Source organism: Mesorhizobium sp. M0152 (assembly GCF_040322415.1).
Lineage (GTDB): Bacteria > Pseudomonadota > Alphaproteobacteria > Rhizobiales > Rhizobiaceae > Mesorhizobium.
The window spans coordinates 109,701-131,037 of record NZ_JAMYTH010000007.1; the positions used below are offsets into that span (position 1 = coordinate 109,701).

The 21,337-nt window shown below is 64.0% G+C and carries 20 protein-coding genes; 17 read left to right on the forward strand and 3 right to left on the reverse strand.

Annotated features, from left to right (window positions below; all coding sequences use genetic code 11):
* Positions 1-46 precede the first annotated feature (46 nt).
* Genes NKJ26_RS10165 through NKJ26_RS10180 form a run of 4 tightly spaced genes read left to right on the forward strand, consistent with a single transcriptional unit; the run spans position 47 to position 4,104 of the window.
* Positions 47-892 carry a carbohydrate ABC transporter permease gene (locus tag NKJ26_RS10165; protein WP_352598875.1) on the forward strand — a complete coding sequence of 282 codons (846 nt, stop codon included), beginning with the start codon at positions 47-49 and terminating at the stop codon, positions 890-892.
* Positions 889-1,746: a carbohydrate ABC transporter permease gene (locus tag NKJ26_RS10170; protein WP_352695148.1), complete on the forward strand. Its 858-nt coding sequence runs from the start codon at positions 889-891 to the stop codon at positions 1,744-1,746. The genes NKJ26_RS10165 and NKJ26_RS10170 overlap by 4 nt, the downstream gene beginning before the upstream one ends.
* Positions 1,747-1,767: 21 nt before the next feature.
* Complete coding sequence (locus NKJ26_RS10175; protein ID WP_352695149.1) at positions 1,768-2,808, forward strand: ABC transporter ATP-binding protein; 1,041 nt, start codon at positions 1,768-1,770, stop codon at positions 2,806-2,808.
* A 21-nt stretch (positions 2,809-2,829) separates the two neighbouring features.
* Complete coding sequence (locus NKJ26_RS10180) at positions 2,830-4,104, forward strand: amylo-alpha-1,6-glucosidase (RefSeq protein ID WP_352695150.1); 1,275 nt, start codon at positions 2,830-2,832, stop codon at positions 4,102-4,104.
* Positions 4,105-4,420: 316 nt separating this feature from the next.
* Here the strand turns inward: NKJ26_RS10180 and NKJ26_RS10185 are convergent, their stop codons facing one another.
* Positions 4,421-5,146 carry an MgtC/SapB family protein gene (locus NKJ26_RS10185; RefSeq protein ID WP_352695151.1) on the reverse strand — a complete coding sequence of 242 codons (726 nt, stop codon included), beginning with the start codon at positions 5,144-5,146 and terminating at the stop codon, positions 4,421-4,423.
* 330 nt (positions 5,147-5,476) lie between these two features.
* Here NKJ26_RS10185 and NKJ26_RS10190 point away from each other — a divergent pair, with 330 nt between their 5' ends.
* From NKJ26_RS10190 to NKJ26_RS10235, 10 genes are all read left to right on the forward strand, one after another.
* Positions 5,477-6,451 (forward strand): sugar-binding transcriptional regulator, encoded by a 975-nt coding sequence (locus NKJ26_RS10190; protein WP_352695235.1) that lies wholly within the window; start codon positions 5,477-5,479, stop codon positions 6,449-6,451.
* Positions 6,452-6,496: 45 nt separating this feature from the next.
* Positions 6,497-7,942: an ABC transporter substrate-binding protein gene (locus NKJ26_RS10195; protein ID WP_352695152.1), complete on the forward strand. Its 1,446-nt coding sequence runs from the start codon at positions 6,497-6,499 to the stop codon at positions 7,940-7,942.
* 158 nt (positions 7,943-8,100) lie between these two features.
* Positions 8,101-9,024 (forward strand): carbohydrate ABC transporter permease, encoded by a 924-nt coding sequence (locus tag NKJ26_RS10200; protein ID WP_027023105.1) that lies wholly within the window; start codon positions 8,101-8,103, stop codon positions 9,022-9,024.
* A gap of 9 nt (positions 9,025-9,033) precedes the next feature.
* A complete protein-coding gene (locus tag NKJ26_RS10205; protein WP_027023104.1) occupies positions 9,034-9,891 on the forward strand; it encodes a carbohydrate ABC transporter permease in 858 nt (285 codons plus the stop codon).
* A 2-nt stretch (positions 9,892-9,893) separates the two neighbouring features.
* Positions 9,894-11,012, forward strand: a complete 1,119-nt coding sequence (locus NKJ26_RS10210) for an ABC transporter ATP-binding protein (protein ID WP_352598859.1) — start codon at positions 9,894-9,896, stop codon at positions 11,010-11,012.
* Positions 11,009-12,133, forward strand: a complete 1,125-nt coding sequence (locus NKJ26_RS10215) for an ABC transporter ATP-binding protein (RefSeq protein WP_352598857.1) — start codon at positions 11,009-11,011, stop codon at positions 12,131-12,133. The genes NKJ26_RS10210 and NKJ26_RS10215 overlap by 4 nt, the downstream gene beginning before the upstream one ends.
* Entirely contained in the window at positions 12,133-13,686 is a 1,554-nt protein-coding gene (locus NKJ26_RS10220; RefSeq protein WP_352695153.1) for an FGGY-family carbohydrate kinase, read from the forward strand. Before NKJ26_RS10215 ends, NKJ26_RS10220 begins: the two co-directional genes overlap by 1 nt.
* Before the next feature lie 10 nt (positions 13,687-13,696).
* Positions 13,697-14,737, forward strand: a complete 1,041-nt coding sequence (locus NKJ26_RS10225) for a 2-hydroxyacid dehydrogenase (protein ID WP_352598853.1) — start codon at positions 13,697-13,699, stop codon at positions 14,735-14,737.
* A 46-nt stretch (positions 14,738-14,783) separates the two neighbouring features.
* Positions 14,784-16,301 carry a glycerol-3-phosphate dehydrogenase gene (locus NKJ26_RS10230; RefSeq protein ID WP_352695154.1) on the forward strand — a complete coding sequence of 506 codons (1,518 nt, stop codon included), beginning with the start codon at positions 14,784-14,786 and terminating at the stop codon, positions 16,299-16,301.
* On the forward strand, positions 16,301-17,281 hold the full coding sequence (locus NKJ26_RS10235) for a sugar phosphate isomerase/epimerase family protein (RefSeq protein ID WP_352695155.1): 981 nt from the start codon (positions 16,301-16,303) through the stop codon (positions 17,279-17,281). Before NKJ26_RS10230 ends, NKJ26_RS10235 begins: the two co-directional genes overlap by 1 nt.
* 52 nt (positions 17,282-17,333) lie before the next feature.
* Here the strand turns inward: NKJ26_RS10235 and fba are convergent, their stop codons facing one another.
* Positions 17,334-18,398, reverse strand: coding sequence for a class II fructose-bisphosphate aldolase (gene fba, locus NKJ26_RS10240; protein WP_027023097.1), 1,065 nt, complete (start codon positions 18,396-18,398; stop codon positions 17,334-17,336).
* A 272-nt stretch (positions 18,399-18,670) separates the two neighbouring features.
* On the opposite strand from fba, the gene NKJ26_RS10245 reads away from it, so the two are divergent.
* Genes NKJ26_RS10245 through derI form a run of 3 tightly spaced genes read left to right on the forward strand, consistent with a single transcriptional unit; the run spans position 18,671 to position 20,702 of the window.
* Positions 18,671-19,441: a DeoR/GlpR family DNA-binding transcription regulator gene (locus NKJ26_RS10245; RefSeq protein ID WP_352695156.1), complete on the forward strand. Its 771-nt coding sequence runs from the start codon at positions 18,671-18,673 to the stop codon at positions 19,439-19,441.
* Positions 19,442-19,459: 18 nt separating this feature from the next.
* Complete coding sequence (locus tag NKJ26_RS10250) at positions 19,460-20,218, forward strand: triose-phosphate isomerase (protein ID WP_352695157.1); 759 nt, start codon at positions 19,460-19,462, stop codon at positions 20,216-20,218.
* A 40-nt stretch (positions 20,219-20,258) separates the two neighbouring features.
* The gene (gene derI / locus NKJ26_RS10255) at positions 20,259-20,702 is read left to right on the forward strand and encodes a D-erythrulose-4-phosphate isomerase (protein WP_352695158.1); all 444 of its coding nucleotides are present in this window, start codon (positions 20,259-20,261) and stop codon (positions 20,700-20,702) included.
* Here the strand turns inward: derI and dhaL are convergent.
* Positions 20,699-21,337 carry a dihydroxyacetone kinase subunit DhaL gene (gene dhaL / locus NKJ26_RS10260; protein WP_352695159.1) on the reverse strand — a complete coding sequence of 213 codons (639 nt, stop codon included), beginning with the start codon at positions 21,335-21,337 and terminating at the stop codon, positions 20,699-20,701. The genes derI and dhaL overlap by 4 nt on opposite strands.

The following is a 21,337-nucleotide window of genomic DNA, read 5'->3' on the forward strand; positions in this document are numbered from 1 at the left end:
CGCCCAGACCGCGGCACTCGGCCCCGGCATCGCAAAGGACACCAACATGCATGGCAAGGCTCTGCCCTATCTGCTGCTGATGCCGGCGACGTTGTTCCTCTGCATCTTCTTCCTCTATCCGTTCGCGCTGGTCGCCTTCGAGGCGGTGACCCGCGACGGCGCCTTCACGCTCGACAATTTCCGCACAATGGCCGGCAGCTGGAAATTCCCCGCCACCGTCCGCAACACGCTGCTGCTGGCGGCCATTGTGGTGCCGATCCAGCTCACCATGGCCCTGTTGATGGCAAGCGTGGTGTCGCGACTGGAGACCGGGCGCAGTGCCGCCCTTTACATCTTCGCCATCCCGCTCGGCATTTCCGACCTCGCCGCCGGCCTGATCTGGCTCGCCATCTTCGATCAGTCCGGCTTTCTCAACACGCTGCTTTCCAGCTTGGGCGTCGTCGACAGGCCGATCATGTTCCTGGGTTACCAGAGCAAGCTGACCATCTTCATTGCCGTGGCATTGGCCGAGATCTGGCGGGCTACCGCGATCATGATGGTCATTATCGTCGCCGGCATGGGCTTGATCCCCAAGGAATATTACGAGGCGGCGGAAGTGTTCGGGGCAAGCCCGTGGCAGCGCTTTGTGCGCATCACACTGCCTTTGCTTCGCCCCAGCCTGCAAACGGCAATCATCCTGCGCGTCATCCTTGCCTTCGAGGTCTTCGCCGTGGTTGCCGCGCTTGGCGGTACCAATCTGCCGGTGCTGATGGGCGAGACCTATAACTGGCAGTTCATGCTGCAGGACCGCAATGTCGCCGCCGCCTCGGCGCTGCTCATTCTCGCCATCTCGATCGGTTTCACTTTGTTCTTCCTTAGGGTGCTGCGCGTGCCAAAGGAGGCACGGATATGAGCGCCGTCGCCGAAGCGCCGGCTGCCGTGACCACCGATGCGGGCGTGGATGCACGCAACGCCGGAGGCTGGCTGCTGATCGCCACCGCCATCCTGCTTTGCGTCTGGGTGCTGCTGCCGATCTATCTCCTGATCGTCAATGCGCTGTCGTCGCCGGGTGAGGTCACCGCGTTCCCCAAACGCTTCTTTCCGTCCTTCGATCTCGGTAGCCTCTCCTTCTTCATCAATTTCGCCGGTGTCGCACGGGCGCTGTGGAACTCGGTGCTCGTCGCCACGCTGACGATGATCCTCGCCATCGGCTTCGGCGCGCCCGCCGGCTACGCCTTGTCGCGCTTCGATTTTCCGGGCAAGGAAAGCTTCCGCTTCCTGGTGCTGATGACCCGGGCTTTCCCGCTGCCGCTGCTGGCGTTGCCGCTGGCGGTGATGTTCATCCGCACCGGCCTCGACGACACCGCCATCGGGCTGGCGCTGGTCCACACCACGCTGGCGCTGCCGTTCGCCGTGCTGATCACCTTCTCGCTCTTCTCCGGCATTCCGGTCGAGCTCGAGGAAGCGGCATGGACGCTCGGCTGCACGCGCTGGCAGGCGTTTCGCAAGGTGATCCTGCCGCTGGCGCTGCCCGGCATCGCCGCCTCGGCGGTATTTGCCTTCACCATCTCCTGGAACGAGGTGTTCGCCGCCGCCGTGCTCACCATCGAGAACCGCACGCTCACCGCCTTCCTTTTGCAGAGCCTTGGTGAATCGCCGCTCTATCTCAAATTCGCCGGCGGCGCCGCGCTGGTCGTGCCGGCGCTGATCTTCATCTTCGCCGTTCGAAAGTACCTGTTCGCCATGTGGGGGATCGCCAACCGATGACACGCGACACGGAGACGGCCCATGGCTGAAATCGCAATCAAGGGCGTGACCAAGCGCTTCGGCGGCTTCACCGCGCTGCATCAGGTCGACCTCACAATATCAGACCAGGAATTCATGGTCCTGCTCGGTGCCTCTGGCTGCGGCAAGACCACGCTGCTCAGGATCGTCGCCGGCCTGGAGACGCCGAGCCAGGGCGAGGTCTGGATCGGCGGCCGCCGCGTCGACCATCTGCCGCCGCGCGACCGCGGCATCGCCATGGTGTTCCAGAACTATGCCGTCTTTCCACATCTGACCGTGTTCGAGAACATCGCCTTCGGCCTGCGCATGAAGAAGCTGCCGCAGCAGGACGTCGAGCGCCGCGTCCACCGCACCGCCGAGCTGATGCATATCGAGCAGCTCTTGAAGCGCTATTCCGGTCAGCTTTCCGGTGGCCAGCGCCAGCGTGTCGCCGTCGCCCGCGCGCTCGCCATGGAGCCCGACGTCATCCTGATGGACGAGCCCTTGTCGAACCTCGACGCGCTGCTGCGGCTGGAAATGCGCGCCGAACTCAAGGGCGTGCTCGCCGCCTCGAAGACCACGACCATCTACGTCACCCATGACCAGGTCGAGGCGATGAGCCTTGCCGATCGCATCGCCGTCATGCATCAGGGCCGCATCGTCCAGGCAGCCTCGCCGGTCGAGGTCTACCGCAATCCCGCCGCGCGCTTCGTCGGCTCCTTCATCGGCAATCCGCCGATGAATTTCTTGGCCGCGACCAAGGCCGCGAACGGTAGCTGGAGCGTCGCCGGGATGACGCTGCCCGGCCCCAAGTCAGACGGATCGAAGCTGGAATTCGCCATCCGCCCCGAGGACGTGGACGCCGGCGCCGAGGGCCTGTCCGCCACCGTGCGCGTCATCGAGCCGCTCGGGCCGCACACGCTGGTCACTTGCGATGTCGAAGGCGGCCTGTTCCGCGCCATCCTGGACTCGAACGCCAGCGTCCAGGTCGGTGATTCACTGCGCTTGGCGCCCAAGCCCGACCGCATCCGCTGGTTCGATCCCGAAACCACCAATGCCCTTTGATGCCGAAAGCTCCGAACGCCCATGACTGCCACAAGTGACATCATCGCCCGCGCCGTCGAGGTGCTCAGGGAGAACGACCAAGGCGACTACACCATCCCGACGAAGGGCCTTTACCCGTTTCAATGGAATTGGGATTCCTGTCTCACCGCGCTCGGTCTTGCGCATTATGACGAGGCACGCGCCTGGACCGAGATCGAGACATTGTTCGCGCACCAGTGGCCGGACGGCATGGTGCCGCACATCGTCTTTCATGTCTGGAACGACAGCTATTTTCCTGGGCCCGAGGTGTGGCGAACCGATCGCCCGACGGCCACTTCCGGCATCACCCAGCCGGCCGTCGCCGGCTTTGCCGCGCGCCGCCTGTTCGACCGCGCCAGGGACAAGAAATTGGCTGCGGAGCGGACCCGCGCGCTGCTGCGGAAGATCGATGCCTGGCATCGCTGGTTCTACGAGAACCGCGATCCCAGGGGCGAGGGGCTGGTCGCCATCATCCATCCCTGGGAGTCCGGCCGCGACAATTCCATCGACTGGGACGATGCCTTCGAGCGCGTGCCGACCGAGGGTGTCGAGCCCTACACGCGCCGGGACACCTTGCACGCCGATCCGGCGCATCGCCCGACCCAGGCGCAGTATGACCGCTACATCTGGCTGGTGCAGCATTTTCGCGGACTTGGCTGGGACAATGTCAGGCTGCACGACGCCTCGCCATTCCAGGTCGTCGATCCCGGCTTCAACGCCATCCTGATCCGCGCCTCGGCCGACCTTGCCGATCTCGCCGAAGCGCTGGGTGAGAGGGAGATAGCCGAGGCCAATCGTGCTCGCGCTGAAAAGGGCCTGGCGGCGATGGAGCGGCTGTGGAGCGATGCGCGCGGCCAGTATCTCTGTTTCGACCGGATCGCCGGCGAGTTGGTCGACAGCGCTTCCGTCGGCGGCATCCTGCCGGCTTTCGCGGCCATCCCGGAAAGTCGTGCCATGGTGATCGCCGCAACCGTCGAGCGTCTCGTCGGCAAGGGGCGTTACGTCGTGCCGTCGCATGATCCCGACGATCCGCGTTTCGACGCCAAGCGCTACTGGCGCGGTCCGGTCTGGCTGGTGGTCAACTACATGATATCAGACGGCCTTGCCGCCGCCGGCCATGGCGGCGCGGCGCGGCGCATCACCCAGTCGAGCCTCGATCTCATCCGTGAAAGCGGCTTTGCCGAATACTATGATCCGCTCACCGGCGACCCCTTGGGCGGCGGCCGTTTCACCTGGACGGCGGCGATGGTGATCGAGTTTCTGCGTGGCGCCAGGTGACGCTTCTCGTTGTTATTCAGGGCTTTCGTGCCCGTGGCCAGCGCATGCCAGGCTGGACCTGAACTCCCATGGGAAGAGATCGCCAGACACCTGCATGGATTCGGCCGACCGCCGGTCGAACGCCTTCACGCGAGGTGACCGGTCCGATGCACGGCTGGTCTTCTATCCGGCATGCCGGCCGCTTGCCTTCGCCTCGCTTGGCCCCGCGAAGCAAAGCAGGCGCGGCTTTGCGTGCCCTGCGTCGCATCCGGGCTGAACCGCGGCTGCGGCACCCTTTGGTTGGCAGTGCCGTCATCGGCGACGTAATGCCGGCCAGTCAGGACACTTTCTCGCCGATCTGCTCGAATCGCTCGACCTCGCATTGCCGCGCAACCAGCGACAGGACCTCCGTTGATGGTTCAACCGCATCGGGCTGCTTCCACTGGAGATGGAACGAGTAGACGAAGCGGTCGCGGCCGGTGTCATGCTGCATGCTGGAAAAACGCGCTTCATAGCCGAGCGGCCGCACCATCTTTTGAAGGTCGGGTGGGGATGCTGTCGCCCAGGAGACTGACAGGATCGCATGGTGGTTGCGCGGGATCTTGAGGTCGACCCATTTCAATGCCTGAAGCGTTACCAAGGTCAGTAGCGTTGCCATCCCGCCGAGGCTGAACTGGCCGCCGCCAAACGCAAGCCCGATCATCGTCATGATCCACATCGTGGCTGCGGTAGTGACGCCGGTCACGAGATCGCCGCGCCGAAGGATGGCGCCGCCGCCGATGAACCCGACGCCGGTCAGAATGCCAAGCGGAAAACGCAGCACGTCCATGCGGGAAAAGGCATCCGGACCTTTGCCCGTCACATCGAGCAGCATATTGGCCTGGATCATGGCAACCGCCGCTGCGAGGCCGACCAGGATGGTCGTCCGAAGCCCGGCGGTGTGACCGCGCGCTTCCCTGTTCAGGCCAATGAGAGAACCTGCCAGCAGCGTCAGCAGGAGGCGTACAAGAAGATCGGGCCAGGTCGGATGAAGCGGCATTTCGCAGCAAAGCGGATCGAACATCGTTCCATCAGGGCGGCGCCTGTGCTCCGCGCTCTCCATTGTTCCCCAGGAATTTCAACACCGCTCGGCGCCGATTGTTCCTTGCGGCCAAGTGCTGCGCAACCGCTACCGACTGGTTGGACCGAGATTGGCATGTCGATCAGCAGGCGGCGAAACGCGGCACCGGAGTCAGCACAACGACGTAAGAACCCCTCTTTGCCGCATGGTGCCGGCGAAATGCCCGCACAACTCACCAACGGCGAGGCAAACGATTTGAACAAGCGACGCTTGACTCCGGCGGCGCCTTGTGAAAAATTTTGCAGCAACTGATAAAAATATCATGGGATGGAAATGGTAGGGTTCGGCAACGGCCTGCTGCGCGACGATGAAACCAGTATGGCGGCGCGTGCCGCATGGCTTCATTATGCCGGCGGCATGACCCAGTCCGAGGTCGCCAAGCGGCTGGGGCTGACCAGTCTCAAGGCCCACCGCCTCATCACCAAGGCCAACCAGGAAGGACTGGTGAAGGTCTACATCGACGGCGAAGTCTCCGAATGCGTCGAACTCGAGGACGAACTGTCCCGCCGTTACGGTCTCGAATACTGCGAGGTGGTTCCCGATTTCGATTCCGAGGATCTGCCGCTCAAGGCGCTCGGCATTGCCGGCGCGCAGTTCCTCAAGCGCGAGATCGAACGCGGCGAAGAGGCGCTGATCGGCGTCGGCCATGGCCGCACGCTGGCCGCGTGCGTGGAATATCTGCCGCGCACCTCGACGGACAGGATCCGCTTCGTCTCGCTGCTCGGCGGCCTGACGCGGAAATTCTCGGCCAATCCGCATGACGTCATCCATCGCCTCGCCGAGCGCACCGGCGCCGAAGCCTATGTGATGCCGGTGCCGATGTTCGCCAACACGGCGGAGGACCGGATCGTGCTGCTTGGGCAGAAAGGCATCAGCGAGGTCTTCGATCTCGCCAGGTCCGCCGACCTTTTGTTTGCCGGTATCGGTACCGCCGAGCGCGAAGCGTCGCTGGTTGCAACCGGCATGATCGAAAAGGGCGAGATGGAGGAGATCCGCCGCAATGGCGGCGTCGGCGAATTGCTCGGCCATTTCTTCGACGAAGCCGGCAACGCGGTGGCGACGACGGTTTCCAGCCGGGCGCTGGCGTTGATCCGCGAGGACATCAGCAGCCGCCGCATCGTCGCCGTCGCCGGCGGCAAGGTCAAGGTTCGTGCCATCAAGTCGGTGCTGGAAGGTCGCTATCTCAAGGGCCTGATAACCGACGAGCGGTCGGCGCGATCGCTCGTGGAGGAGACGCCGGTCGGGTAGCCGGCAACCGTTCTGTTGAAACTACCCAGTGGAGGAGAAGACGAAATGCATGAGAAAGAGAAAGACCTCATCGGTGCCTTCCTGCGCGGACAAGTAGACCGTCGCGGGCTGATCAAGGGACTTGGCGCAATGGGCCTTGCCGCCGGCACCGCCGGTACGCTGCTCAATCTTGGGCAGACCCAGGCGCTGGCCGCCGACTTCGACTGGAAGGCGCACCAGGGCAAGACCATCAAGCTCCTGCTTAACAAGCATCCCTATGCGGATGCGATGATCGCCAACCTGGAAAACTTCAAGCAGTTGACCGGCATGAATGTCGTCTACGACGTGTTCCCGGAGGACGTCTACTTCGACAAGGTCACGGCCGCATTGTCGGCAAGCTCGCCCGAATACGATGCCTTCATGACCGGCGCCTACATGACCTGGACCTACGGCCCAGCCGGCTGGATCACCGACCTCAACGAGTGGATCAAGGATCCGGCCAAGACCAACCCGAACTATGCCTGGGACGACTTCCTGCCCGGCGTCAAGAATTCCTGCGCCTGGAACGGCACCCCTGGCGGCGCGCTGGGCTCCGAAGACGCCAAGCAATGGTGCATTCCGTGGGGCTTCGAACAGAATAACATCACCTACAACAGGGCGATGTTCGACAAGGCGGGCGTCAAGGTTCCCGGCAATATGGACGAGATGGTGGCCGCGGCCGCCAAGCTCACCAAGGATGTCGGTGGCGGCGTCTACGGCATTGGCGTGCGCGGTTCGCGCTCCTGGGCGACGATCCATCCGGGTTTCCTGTCGGCCTACGCCAATTTCGACCAGAAGGACCTGAACGTGTCGGCCGACGGCAAATTGTCGGCCGCCATGAACACCGCCCAGTCCAAGGCTTTCCACAAGCAATGGGTGCAGATGATCCAGGAGAGCGGCCCAAAGGACTGGTCGACCTACACCTGGTACCAGGTCGGCACCGACCTCGGCGCCGGTGCCTCGGCGATGATCTTCGACGCCGATATCCTCGGTTACTTCATGAATGGCGGCGACAACAAGATGGCCGGCAAGCTTGCCTTCGCCGCCTTCAAGGCCAACCCGGAGGCCAAGGCGCCAACGCCGAACATCTGGATCTGGTCGCTGGCGATGTCCAACTTCTCCAAGGACAAGGACGCCACATGGTACTTCATGCAGTGGGCCTCCGGACCCGAGCATGCGCTGTTCGGCGCCACCAAGATGGACTTCGTCAATCCGGTCCGCCAGTCGGTCTGGAAGGATGAGACGTTCCGCGAGAAGCTGAACAAGAGCTATCCCGGTTATGTCGAGATGTTCGACGCCTCGGCGCCGGGCGCCAGCATCAAGTTCACCGCGCAGCCGCTGTTCTTCGATCTCACCACCGAATGGGCGGCGACGCTGCAGAAGATGGTGGCCAAGGAAGTGCCGGTCGACGAGGGTCTCGACAAGCTGGCCGAGAGCATCAATGGCCAGCTCAAGGAAGCCGGCCTCGGCTAGGCCGATGCCCGGGGCTGGCTCGCTCCCGCGGGCCAGTCCCGACCAGCATTTCACGTCTGCGATGCGGCGCCGCGAGGCTGCCGTCACGTCGCCCACCGGCCGCCCGGCTCCCTTGGGCGGCCGGCAGGGGCGCGATAACAGGGATAACGGAGCAGCGCATGACTGCAACAACAACACACAGGGCCAAGCCGTCCGGCTTCAGGATCAGCAAGAGGGTGTTGCCCTATGTGCTCAGCCTGCCGGCCTTGCTCGTCTGCATCGGCATCCTGATCCCGTTCCTGACCTCGGTCGTCTATTCGTTCCAGCGCTACCGGCTGAGCCAGCCCTGGGCGCGGCAGTTCAACTGGGGCGACAATTACATCTCCTTCTTCACCGATCCGAAGTTCTGGAACACGCTCAAGATCTCGCTGCTCTATGCGGGCACGACCGTCGTGCTGGAACTGCTTCTCGGCCTCGCCATCGCCTTGCTGCTGCAGAAGCGCTCGACGCTGAACAATTTCATCTCGATCATGCTTTTGATGCCGCTGATGACGGCGCCGGCGCTCGCGGCCCTCATGTGGAAGCTGATGACCAATCCCGGTTTCGGCGTACTGAGCTATCTCGCGAGCTTGATCGGCCTGCAGGATTTCCGCTGGGCGTCGTCGCCGTCGACCGCCCTGTTCACCGTGGTGCTGGTCGACATCTGGGTCTACACGCCCTTCATCATGATCCTGCTGCTCGCCGGCCTGCGCAGCCTGCCGACGCAGCCCTTCGAAGCCGCCGCACTCGATGGCGTGCCGAGGAGCTTCGTGTTCTTCCGCATCACTTTGCCAATGCTGATGCCCTACATATTGACGGCGACGCTGTTCCGCCTGCTGGACTCGATCCAGCAGTTCGACATCATCTATGCGATGACTCAAGGAGGGCCGGGCGACACGCTGACCGTGTTCCAGGTCGAGGCCTATCTCAACTTCTTCCAGTCGACCAATGTCGGACGCTCGGCGGCGCTGATGATCATCCTGTGGGCGATCACCTATTTCCTTTCCAATATCTTCATCAAGAATTGGCTGCGGTTGCGCGAACGCGCCCGCGGCCAGGCATAGGAGGCGGCAATGGAACATACGTCCTTGCTGGAACGCATCTTGCGCGGCGTGGCGCTCACGCTGGTCGTGATCTTCTTCATGTTCCCGATCGTCTGGATCTTCATGATGTCGTTCCAGACCAACGAGACCATCCTGCGCATTCCTCCGCAGCTGGTCTTCGAGCCGACGCTCGCCAACTATACCGCGCTGATCACCGGCAAGCTGATGACCGCCGCCGGCACGCTTGATATCGCCTTCATGCGCAATCTCTGGAATTCGGTGTTCCTGTCGGTGACTTCGGTCGCCGTCTCGCTGCTGCTCGGCGTTCCGGCGGCCTATGCCTTCGCGCGGCACAAGTTCCGCGGCTCGGAGGACATCGCCTTCACGCTGCTGTCGTTCAGATTTGCGCCGGCGCTGCTGGTGCTCCTGCCGCTCACGCTTTATTTCCAGAAGCTTGGATTGGCGAACACCTATATCGGGCTGATCTGGGTCTACCAGCTGATCTGTCTGCCGCTGATCCTGTGGATCGTGCGTGGCTATTTCGAGGATATTCCCGCCGATATCGAATATGCCTATCGCATCGGCGGCCACTCATGGTTCGCCACTTTCCGCAAGATCGCGCTTCCGCTTGCCGGCCCCGGCATCGCCGCCGCCGGCCTGCTCGCCTTCATCTTCGCCTGGAACAATTTCGTCTTCGCACTGGTGCTGGCCTCGGCCGACAAGCAGCCGGTGACAGTCGGCGCGCTCGCCTTCATCACCTCCTCAGGCATCCAGTACGGCCAGATTTCGGCGGCCATCGTCCTGTCGATCACGCCGACGCTGGCGCTCGCCCTCTATGCGCAGCGCTACCTGGTCGAAGGCCTGTCACTCGGCGCGGTGAAAGGATAGAAATGGCCAGCCTCGAACTCAGAAAAATCGTCAAGCGCTACAAAAGCCAGACTGTCGTCGACAATTTGTCGCTGACCGTCGCGGATGGCGAAACCCTCGTGCTGTTCGGGCCATCCGGCGCCGGAAAGACGGTGCTGCTACGGTTGGTTGCCGGCGTCATCGATCCGGACGAAGGCAGGATCCTCATTGGCGGCGACGACATGACCGATGTCGACGCGGAATTCCGCGGTGTCGGCATGGCGTTCCAGAATTTCGCGCTGTTTCCGCATATGAGCGCGTTCGACAATATCGCAACACCGCTGGAGGCCCGGCGTTCGTCGCAGAGCGCGATCAAGGCCGGCGTCGAGAGCGTCGCCAAGCTGTTGAAGATCGCCCATGTGCTCTCCCATAAGCCGCGCGCGCTCTCCAACGGCCAGAAGCAGCGCACCGCGCTTGCCCGCGCTTTGGTCGGCTCGCCGCCGCTTCTCTTGCTCGACGATCCCCTGCGTAACGTCGACGCCAAGCTGCGTTTCGAGATGCGGCTGGAACTGCCGCGGCTGCTCGCCGATCGCGGCGCCACCGTCGTCTACGTCACGCAGGACTACAAGGAAGCGATGGCGCTCGGCGACCGTATCGCGGTGATGTCGCAAGGCGTCATCAAGCAACTCGGCACGCCCGAGCAGATCTATCGCGAACCGGCCAATATCGAGATTGCGAGGCTTTTCGGCGACCCCACCATTAACCTGCTCGACGTCAAGCCGTCGCGTGACGCCAAGGGCATCTATGTCGGCCTGTCCAATGTCCAAGTCTATCTGGCCGGTGCCTATGAGACGGCGGTCGGCCATGATTGCGTGATCGGCCTGCGGCCTGAAGCGCTGAGCTTCGTCGAGGAGAACGTCTCCGGCGCCATTCCGGTGACGGTCGAGGCCGAGACGCCTCTCAACGAAAAGATCGTGACGCTGGTGCGCACCGTGCGCGGCCGCGAGATCCTGGTCTCGCGCCCGGCCGGAACGCCGGGCCGCAGCGAGGGCAAGGCGCATATCGCCGTCGACGGCAAGAGCGCCCTGTTGTTCGATCGCGCCAGTGGTGAGCGGCTCGGCTCCAAGAATGTCGTCAATTTGCGCAGCGGAGAAGCGGCATGAGCCCGAGCGCACTCACGATTTCCGGCGTCGACAAGTTCTATGGCCCGATCGACCGGGGCGTTCACGCCGTCCAGAAGCTGACGATGGAGATCGGCAAGGGCGAGATCGTCGCCCTGCTTGGCTCGTCGGGCTGCGGCAAGACCTCGACGCTGCGCATGATCGCGGGCTTCGAAGAGGTGTCGCGCGGCGCGATCTCGGTCGCCGGCCGCCAGGTCCACACGCTGCCGCCGGTCAGGCGCAACGTGGCGATGGCGTTCGAAGGCTATTCGCTCTATCCGCCGCTGACCGTGCGCGAGAACATGGCCTTTGCGCTGAAGGCGGCAAGGCTGCCGAGGAGCGAGGTCGATGCCAAGGTTGCCAATATCGCCAAATTGCTCGAGATCGAGGACATACTGGAGCGCTATCCCAGCTCCATTTCCGGCGGCCAGCAGCAGCGCGCCAGCCTCGGCCGGGCGCTCATCCGGGAGGCGGATCTGCATCTGCTGGATGAGCCGATGGGCCAGCTCGAACCGCAGCTTCGCGCCGTGCTGCGCGGCCGCATCAAGCACTTCATCAAGGAGCGCGGCCTGACCGCGATCCTGGTCACCCACGACCAGACCGAGGCCAATGCGCTTGCCGACCGCATCGCGGTGATGGAGGGCGGCGTGCTGCAGCAGTTCGATACGCCAGACAGGATCAAGGAGCGCCCGGCGAACCTGTTCACCGGCACCTTTGTCGGCGAGCCGCCGATGAATGTCTTCGAGGCCTATGTCGGGACCGCCGCCGGACGCATCAGTCTGCGGCTGCCCGATGGGCTGTCGTTAGACTACGACAAGGACGCTTTCAGCGGCCCGGTCCGCGACCAGTTGCTCAGCCGCGAACGGGTGGTCATCGGCATCAGGCCCTACGCGGTGCGGCGCTCGAAGGAGGGGGTTCCCGCCAGGGTCTCGGCCAATCAATGGCTCGGCGACCAGACCCATATAGCGGCGGACTTTGCCGGCGGCTCGCTGGTCCTGGTCGAACATGACCGTACCCGCCTGGATCTGGGTGCGCCGATCAACGTCAGCATCGACCCGAAGAACCTGCACGTCTTCGACCAGGCGAGCGGCGAGGCCATCTCGCACGGCATGGAGCTCGCGTGATGGGTGACATACTGATCGGCATCGATGCCGGCACCTCCGTCATCAAGTCCATCGCCTTCGACACGGCGGGCCGGCAGATCGCCGCCGCCGCGCTGCCCAACCACTACGAGACGATGCCGGGGGGCGGCGCCGAACAGGATCTGACGCGCACATGGGCCGATGCGGCGACGACCTTGCGCCAGCTCGCCGACAAGGTTCCCGATCTCGCGCGCCGTACCATCGCCATCGCCGTGACCGGGCAAGGCGACGGCACCTGGCTGATCGACGGCAAGGGCGAACCGGTGGCCAAGGGCTGGTTGTGGCTCGACGCGCGCGCCGCCGGCGTGGTCGAGGAGATCCGCGCGCGGCCGGAGGACAGGCTGCGCTTCGAAAAGACCGGCAGCGGGCTCGCCGCCTGCCAGCAGGGCTCGCAGTTCGTGTTCATGAAGCGCAACATGCCCGAAATGCTCGGCAAGGCGGCGACGGCGTTCCACTGCAAGGACTGGCTCTATTTCAAGCTGACCGGCGAACGCGCCACCGACCCGTCCGAGGGAACCTTCACCTTCGGTGATTTCCGCACCCGTGACTACAGCGACGACGTGCTCGACGTGCTCGACGTCGCCGATCTCAGGCATCTGCTGCCGCCGATCGTCGACGGCACCAGGCAAAGCGCCGGGCTGTCGCAGGCGGCGGCCGACGCGACCGGAATGCTTGCCGGCACCCCGGTGGTGCTTGGCTATGTCGACGTCGTCTGCACCGCGCTCGGCGCCGGCCTGCTGGACCGCAAGCGCAAGCCCGGCTGCTCCATCATCGGTTCCACCGGCATGCATATGCGGCTGGCCGAGACCCCCGACGACGTGCAACTGAACGAGGCCGCGACCGGTTACACCATGGCGATGCCGGCGCCCGGCGTGTTTGCGCAGATGCAGTCGAACATGGCTGCGACGCTCAATATCGACTGGGTCCTTGGCCTGGCCTCCGGTATTCTGGCCTCGCAAGGCATCACCCGCAGCAATGGCGAGATGATCGCCCTGGTCGATGCCTGGATAGAGGCCTCGCGGCCGGCTTCGCTGCTCTACCAGCCCTACGTCTCGGAGGCCGGCGAGCGCGGGCCGTTCGTCGACGCCAATGCCAGGGCGGGATTTATCGGCATTTCATCCCGGCACGGCTATGCCGATCTCGTTCGCGCCGTCTTCGAAGGCTTGGCGTTCGCGGCGCGCGATTGCTACGCCGCCATGGGGCCGCTGCCGCGCGAAGTTCGCGTGACCGGCGGCGCCGCCAGAAGCCCGGCGCTGCGCAGGATCCTTGGTGCCGCTTTGGGTGCCGACATTCGCATCAGCGAGCGCGAGGAGGCCGGTGCCGCGGGAGCGGCGATGATCGCCGCGGTCAGCGTCGGCCAGTACGGCTCCATGGACGAGTGCGTCGGCGAGTGGGTGACGCCCCTGCTCGGCGAGGCAGAGCCGAGCGACCGTAGCCTCGCGGCGATCTACGACAAGATGATCCCGTCGTACATGTTGGCGCACCAGGCGTTGCGGCCGGTGTGGCGCGCGATGGCTGCATCCCAAGCTAGTTGAGAAGTCGAGCATGCATAAGAAGATAGCGATCATCGGCGACCGTTTCATGCTTCCGGAGGTGTTCCAGGCCAAAATCGAGATGGCCGTGAGCGGCGGCCTCGATATCCGCACCTTGCAGACGGCATGGCCCGACGAACCGATGGAATTCGGCAATCCGGCGCTCGGCCTCGACAAGATCAAGGAGTATTTCGGCCATCCTGACGAGATCGTCGAGTTCATTGGCGACGCCGAAATCCTCGTCACCCAGCTTGCGCCCATGTCGGAAGGCATGATGCGGCGCTTGCCGGCGCTGAAGCTGGTCGCGGTGTCGCGTGGCGGTCCGATCAACATCGACATGGGTGCGGCCAAGGCGCATGGCATCACCGTCGTCAACGTGCCCGGCCGCAACGCGACCGCCGTGGCCGAATTCACAATCGGCGCCATATTGGCCGAGACGCGGTTGATCCGGGTCGGCCACGAAGCCTTGCGCAAGGGAGAATGGCGCGGCGATCTTTACCGCGCGGACCGCACAGGCCGCGAACTCGGCGAAATGACCGTCGGCGTGGTCGGCTACGGCAATATCGGAACCAAGGTCGTCCGGCTGCTGCGTGCCTTCGGCTGCCACGTTCTCGTTTGCGATCCCTATGTGCAGTTGAGCGCCGACGACCGCAATGCCGGCGTCGAACTGGTGGCGCTGGACGAACTCCTGTCCCGTTCCGATGTGGTCACGCTGCATTCGCGGGTGACCGAGGAGACGCGCGGCCTGATCGGCAAAGAGACGATCGGGCGGATGAAACCGGGCGTGATTTTCGTCAACACGGCGCGCGGACCGTTGGTCGACTATGACGCGCTTTACGACGCACTTGTTTCGGGGCAGATCGCCAGCGCGATGCTGGAGACGTTCGCGGTCGAGCCGGTGCCTGCCGAGTGGCCCTTGCTGCAGCTTCCCAACGTGACGCTGACACCGCATATCGCCGGTGCCTCGGTGCGCACCGTGACCTATGCCGCCGAGCAGGCGGCTGAGGAAGTCCGCCGCTACATCGCCGGTCTGCCACCGGTCAATCCCTGCTGAGAACGGCGGTCATGACATACAAATCCGGCATCGAGGCCATGGCGGGATGAGCGGCGGCACCGAAATCGTCGACCTCTTCGTCGTCGGCGGCGGCGTGAATGGCGCCGGCATCGCGCGCGATGCGGCGGGCCGGGGCCTTTCCGTCATCCTGTGCGAAAAGGGCGATCTTGCCGAAGGCACCAGTTCCAGGTCGGGCAAACTCGTCCATGGCGGCCTGCGCTACCTCGAATATTACGAATTCCGCCTGGTGCGCGAGGCGCTGATCGAGCGCGAGGTGCTGCTGGAATCGGCGCCGCACATCATCTGGCCGATGCGCTTCGTGCTGCCGCACAGCCCCGACGACCGGCCGGCTTGGCTGGTGCGGCTCGGCCTGTTCCTCTATGATCATCTCGGCGGCCGCAAGCGGTTGCCGCCAACCCGCACGCTCGATCTGCGCACCGCGCCAGAGGGCGCGCCGATCAAGGATTCTTTCCGGCGTGGTTTCGAGTATTCCGACTGCTGGGTCGACGATGCCCGCCTGGTGCTGATCAACGCGCTCGATGCGCGCGAGCGCGGCGCCAGGATTTTCACGCGGACCGCTTGCATCGCCGCCCGCCGGGAAAACGGCCTCTGGTCCATCGAGACGCGCGACGCCTTGACCGGCGTCAGGACGACGGTCAAGGCACGCGCCCTGGTCAACGCCGCCGGTCCTTGGGTCAACGACGTTATCAACCGCGTCGCGGGCCAGAATTCCAGGCGCAATGTCAGGCTGGTCAAGGGCAGCCACATCGTGGTGCCGAAATTCTGGGAGGGCAGGCAAGCCTACCTCGTCCAGAACAGCGACAAGCGCGTCATCTTCATCAATCCCTACCAGAACGACCTCGCTCTGATCGGCACCACCGACATTCCCTATGACGGCAGGCCCGAGGACGTGACGGCGGACGAGATCGAGATCGAGTACCTGATCAAGGTGGTCAACCGCTACTTCAAGCGTGGCCTTTCGCGCAGCGATGTCGTTTATTCGTTCTCCGGCGTCAGGCCGCTCTATGATGACAATGCCGACAACCCAAGCGCCGTGACCCGCGACTACATTTTCGAACTCGACGCGCCGGCCGGGCAGGCGCCGCTGCTCTCAATCTTCGGCGGCAAGATCACCACTTTCCGCAAACTGGCCGAGCATGCGCTGGACCGCATCGCGCCTTTCTTCCCGCGGATGGGCAAGCCCTGGACGGCGAGAGCCCATCTGCCCGGCGGCGACATCGCCAACGCCGACTTCGAACAGTTTCTCGGCGACCTCGGACGCGACTATCCATGGATGCCGGCATCGCTGGTCAAGCATTACGGCCGGCTTTACGGCACCAGGACACGTCTTGTGGTCGGCAACGCCCGATCGCTTGCCGAATTGGGGCGATGCTTCGGCAAGGACTTCTTCGAGCGCGAGGCCAACTACCTCTTCGAACACGAGTGGGCGGTGACCTCGGACGATATCCTCGAACGGCGCACCAAGCACGGCCTGCATCTGTCCGCCCAGGAGAGATCGGGCTTCGAGGACTGGTGCGCGGCCCGGCTGGCGAGGGCAGGCTGATGGCACCAGCCGGCGGCAGCACCGAGCGGAACGCGGCCTCGGCCTTCACGCTCTCCCTCAACACCAATCCGCTGGTAAATCGCTTTGCCGAGCCGGACGATCTGATCGACACCATCGCCTACGATATCGGCATCAGGGACGTTCAGCTCACGCATGAATTCGTCAACCCGGGCTGGCCGGCCGCGACGATCGCCAAATTCATCCGCCTGTTCCGCAGCGCGCTCTCCAGAACTGGCGTGCGCGTGACCTCGGGCATGACCGGCCCCTACGGCCGGCTCAATCATTTCGGCCATCCCGACGCCGATGTGCGCCGCTATTATATCGATTGGTTCAAGACCTTCGCCGACATCTCGGCCGAACTTGGCGCCGGCGGCATGGGCACGCAGTTCGCCATATTCACCCATCGCGACTATGACGATGCCGCCCGCCGCGCGGCGCTGTTCGACATCGCGCTCGAATGCTGGCGCGAGGTCGCCGAACATGCTCGTGCAGCCGGCCTGACCTACCTGTTCTGGGAGCCGATGTCGGTCGGCCGTGAATTCGGCCACACCATCGAGAGTTGCCGGGCGCTGCAGAACGCGATCGACGCGGCCGGCATGGCTATCCCACTGGAGATGATGGTCGACATCGACCATGGCGACGTCACCTCCAGCAACCCCGCCGACGTCGATCCCTATGCCTGGGCCGAGGCCTTTCCCAGAAGGTCGCCGATCATCCATATCAAGCAGTCGTCGATGAACAAGGGCGGCCATTGGCCGTTCACATCGGCCTACAACAAGGACGGCCGCATCACGCCTGAAAAGCTGCTGGAGACGGTGCGGCGCGGCGGCGGCACCGACAACGAGATCTGCCTCGAATTGTCGTTTCGCGAGCGCGAACCGATTGACCATCAGGTGGTCGCGATGATCCGTGAGTCGGTCGACTACTGGGCACCGTTCATTGAGACGGGCAGGGCCGATCTGCTGCCGAGAGCCGGATAGAAATGGCAGGAGCCGATGCGGCTCCTGCCATTGAACGGAGACCGCCGCCGGCTCAGCCGAATTTCGGGTCGAGGCTGCCCGACTTGTAGCGCTTGGCCATTTCCGAGACCGGCAACGGCTTGATCTTCGGCGCGTTGCCGGCGGTGCCGAATTGCTCGAAGCGCTCCTTGCACAGCTTCCTCATCGCCGCCATCGCCGGCGTCAGATATTTGCGCGGGTCGAATTCGCTGGGGTTCTCGGTCAGCACCTTGCGGATCGCGCCGGTCAGCGCCATGCGATTGTCGGTGTCGATGTTGATCTTGCGTACGCCGTGCTTGATGCCGCGCTGGATCTCTTCCACCGGCACGCCCCAGGTTGGCTTCATCTGGCCGCCATATTTGTTGATGATCTCCTGCAGGTCCTCCGGCACCGAGGACGAGCCATGCATGACCAGATGCATGTTCGGCAGGCGGCGATGGATCTCCTCGATGACGTTCATGGCCAGAACCGCGCCGTCCGGTTTGCGCGAGAATTTGTAGGCGCCGTGGCTGGTGCCCATCGCCACCGCCAGCGCGTCGACATGGGTGTCGCGCACGAACTGTTCGGCTTGGACCGGATCGGTCAAAAGCTGGTCGTGGCTGATCGCGCCTTCGACGCCGTGGCCGTCTTCCTGTTCGCCGCCGCCGCTTTCAAGCGAGCCCAGCACGCCGATTTCACCCTCCACCGAAACGCCGCCCCAATGCGCCATGTCGACGACGCGCTTGGTGATGCCCGAATTGTAGGAATAGTCGGCCGGCGACTTGCCGTCTTCCTTCAGCGAACCGTCCATCATCACCGAGGTGAAGCCATACTGGATCGCGGTGACGCAGGTGGCTTCGTTGTTGCCGTGATCGAGATGCATGCAGACCGGGATGTCGGGATGGATCTCGACCAGCGCGTCGATCAGCTTGGCCAGCACCACGTCATTGGCATAGGCGCGCGCGCCGCGGCTCGCCTGCAGGATGACAGGTGATTTGGTCTCCTCCGCCGCCTCCATGATGGCGAGGCCTTGTTCCATGTTGTTCATGTTGAAGGCCGGCACGCCATAGCCGTATTCGGCCGCGTGATCGAGCAATTGTCTCAGTGTGATGCGAGCCAACGAATAGTCTCCCGTATCTGGTTTCGAGCCTGTGGTTGCGAGCTGTGCGCGCATCGTCCAGCCCACATTGCTTCTGGCCGGATTTCCGGGCAACCGCAACTGCCGGACGGCGCGACGGTTAGCAATTCTTGTTACAGCGCGACCATGAAAGCGACAGGAATATCCCAGGAAAATATCTCATTATCACAAAATTCCTGATATTTTTGCGACGATACCTGTTATGTCTTGGGTCTCGATCAAAGAGCTGCGGCTCATCGGTGACATCGGCTTTTATGAAGAGCGATAACAGGCGGCAAGGCATCATGGATTTTCTGGTGGACGCCGGCGCGGCGAGCGTCGACGATCTCGCCTTGCGCTTTGGCGTCTCCAAGATGACCGTGCACCGCGATCTCGACGAGCTCGAGGAAAGCGGGTTTCTGCGCAAGGTGCGCGGCGGCGCCTCGATCCAGCCGAGCAGTCTCTTCGAAAGCGATTTCCGCTATCGGCAGAAACAGGCGACCGACGAGAAGCAGCGTCTCGCAGCGGCGGCGGCGGCGATGATCGAACCCGGCCAGACGGTGATCATCGACGACGGCTCGACGGCGGGCGGCATCGCCAGGCATCTCGCCGATCTGCGGCCGCTGACGGTGATCTCCAACAATCAGGCCGTCATCCAGGACCTGGCCGGCACCGGCGGCATCAATTTGATCGCGCTCGGCGGTCAATACAGCAAGAAATTCCACGGCTTTTTCGGCCTGCTCGCCGAGGCTTCGCTCAGATCGCTGCGGGCCGACGTCGCTTTCCTGTCGTCTTCGGCCATTCACGGCGCGTCCGCCTTCCATCAGGACCAGGAGGTGGTGCAGACCAAGCGGCTGATGATGGCGGCGGCGAGCCGCAGATATCTGCTGGTCGATCACGGCAAGTTCGGCCGCACGGCGCTGCATTTCCTGACCGATCTGAAGGCGTTCGACACGGTCTTCACCGGCCGCGAGCCGGAGCTTGGAATACGCAAGGTGCTGGATGCCGCCGGCGTTTCGCTGACGGTGGTCGCCAACAAGGATTGAGGATCAAGGAGCGTAGGCGTGGTTTACTGGGTCGGTACAAGCTGGAAGATGAACAAGACGCTGGCCGAGGCGCTGGATTTCGCCGAGGCGTTGGCCGGGTTCGTTCCCGGTTTCGACGACCGCATACAACCTTTCGTCATTCCGCCTTTCACGGCGGTGCGCGAGGTCAAGCAGGCGCTGTCGTCGACGCGCATCAAGGTCGGCGCCCAGAACATGCATTGGGCCGACGCCGGCGCCTGGACCGGCGAGATCTCGCCGTTGATGCTGAGCGACTGCGGGCTCGACCTGGTCGAACTCGGCCATAGCGAGCGGCGCGAACATTTTGGCGAGACTGACCGCACGGTCGGCCTCAAGACCGCCGCGGCGGTGAAGCACGGCCTGGTGCCGCTTATCTGCGTCGGTGAGACGTTGGCGGAGCGTGAGAGCGGGCGGGCCGATGCCGTGTTGACCGGCCAGGTCGAGGGTGCGCTGCAATTCCTCGAAGGTGAAGCGAAGGCGGCAAAAGTCCTGTTCGCCTATGAGCCGGTCTGGGCGATCGGCGACAAGGGCATTCCGGCCAGCTCCGATTATGCCGATAGGCAGCAGGCGCTGATCAAGAAGGTGGCCGGCGGCCTGCTGCCGTCCGTGCCGCCGGTGCTCTATGGCGGCAGCGTCAATCCCGGCAATGCCGCCGAGCTGATCGGCCAGCCCAATGTCGACGGTCTTTTCATCGGCCGCTCCGCCTGGCAGGCGGAAGGCTATATCGACATCCTGAGCCGCGCCTCGGCGGCGATCTGAACCAACCCAAAACGCATCCAGTCAAGGAAGGACACCGACCATGAAGATAGCCATCGGAGCCGACAGCGCCGGCAAGCCGCTGCTCGATGTCATCGCCGCTCACCTGGCGACGAAGCCCGGCCTGACCGTCAGCGATCTCAGCCAGGCCGGCTACTATGCCGACCTGTCGCAGAAGCTCGCCCAGACGATCGTCGACGGCGAGAATGAACGCGGCATCCTGTTCTGCGGCACCGGCATCGGCGTCTCGATCTCGGCCAACAAGGTGCCGGGCATCCGCGCGGCACTCACCCACGACACCTATTCGGCCGAGCGCGCGGCGAAATCCAACAACGCGCAGATCATCACCATGGGCGCTCGCGTCATCGGCCCTGAACTGGCCAAGGCGATCGTCGACACCTGGCTGGCGTCGGAGTTCGATGAGAAGGGTCCGTCCGCCGGCAACGTCCAGGCGATCGACAGGCTCGATGCGACGAAGCGGGCTTAGGCCAAGCTGTTCCGCATCGCGGCGATGACCGTCACGGCCGACGCCGCACCCGGGTCCATGTGCCCGAGCGAGCGTTCGCCAAGCCGCGAGGAGCGGCCCTTGGCGGCGACCATGTCCTTGGTCGCTTCCGCGCCGCGCTCGGCAGCGGCAAGCGCGGCGGCGAGGCTTTCCGGCAAGCTCTTGCCGGCGGCGTGTGCGGCGGCGGCGGCTTCCGCCGCCGGTTGCCAGGCATCGACCATCGTCTTTTCGCCAACTTCCGCCTTGCCGCGATCCTTGATGCCTTGCGCCATCGCCTGGAGCAGGGCGATGAGGTCGGCGTCCTCCAGATTTGCCTTGCCCTTGACGGCGGAAGCGGCGCGCATGAATGCCGTCGCATAGAGCGGGCCGCATGACGCGCCGACGGCGTTCAAGAACGATTTCGCAGCCGTGTTGAGCAGCACCGTCGGCTCGGCCGTCGCAGCGTCGAGTGATGCCAGCGCGTCGCGCACGGCGCCGAAACCGAGCGCCATGGCAATGCCGTGGTCGGCGTCGCCGATGACGCCGTCGAGCTGGCAGAGCCGGTCCCTGTCGGCCTCGATCGACACCGCGATCGCATCGAACATTCTTTTCAGGTCGGTCGTGCCGATAGCGGTCAT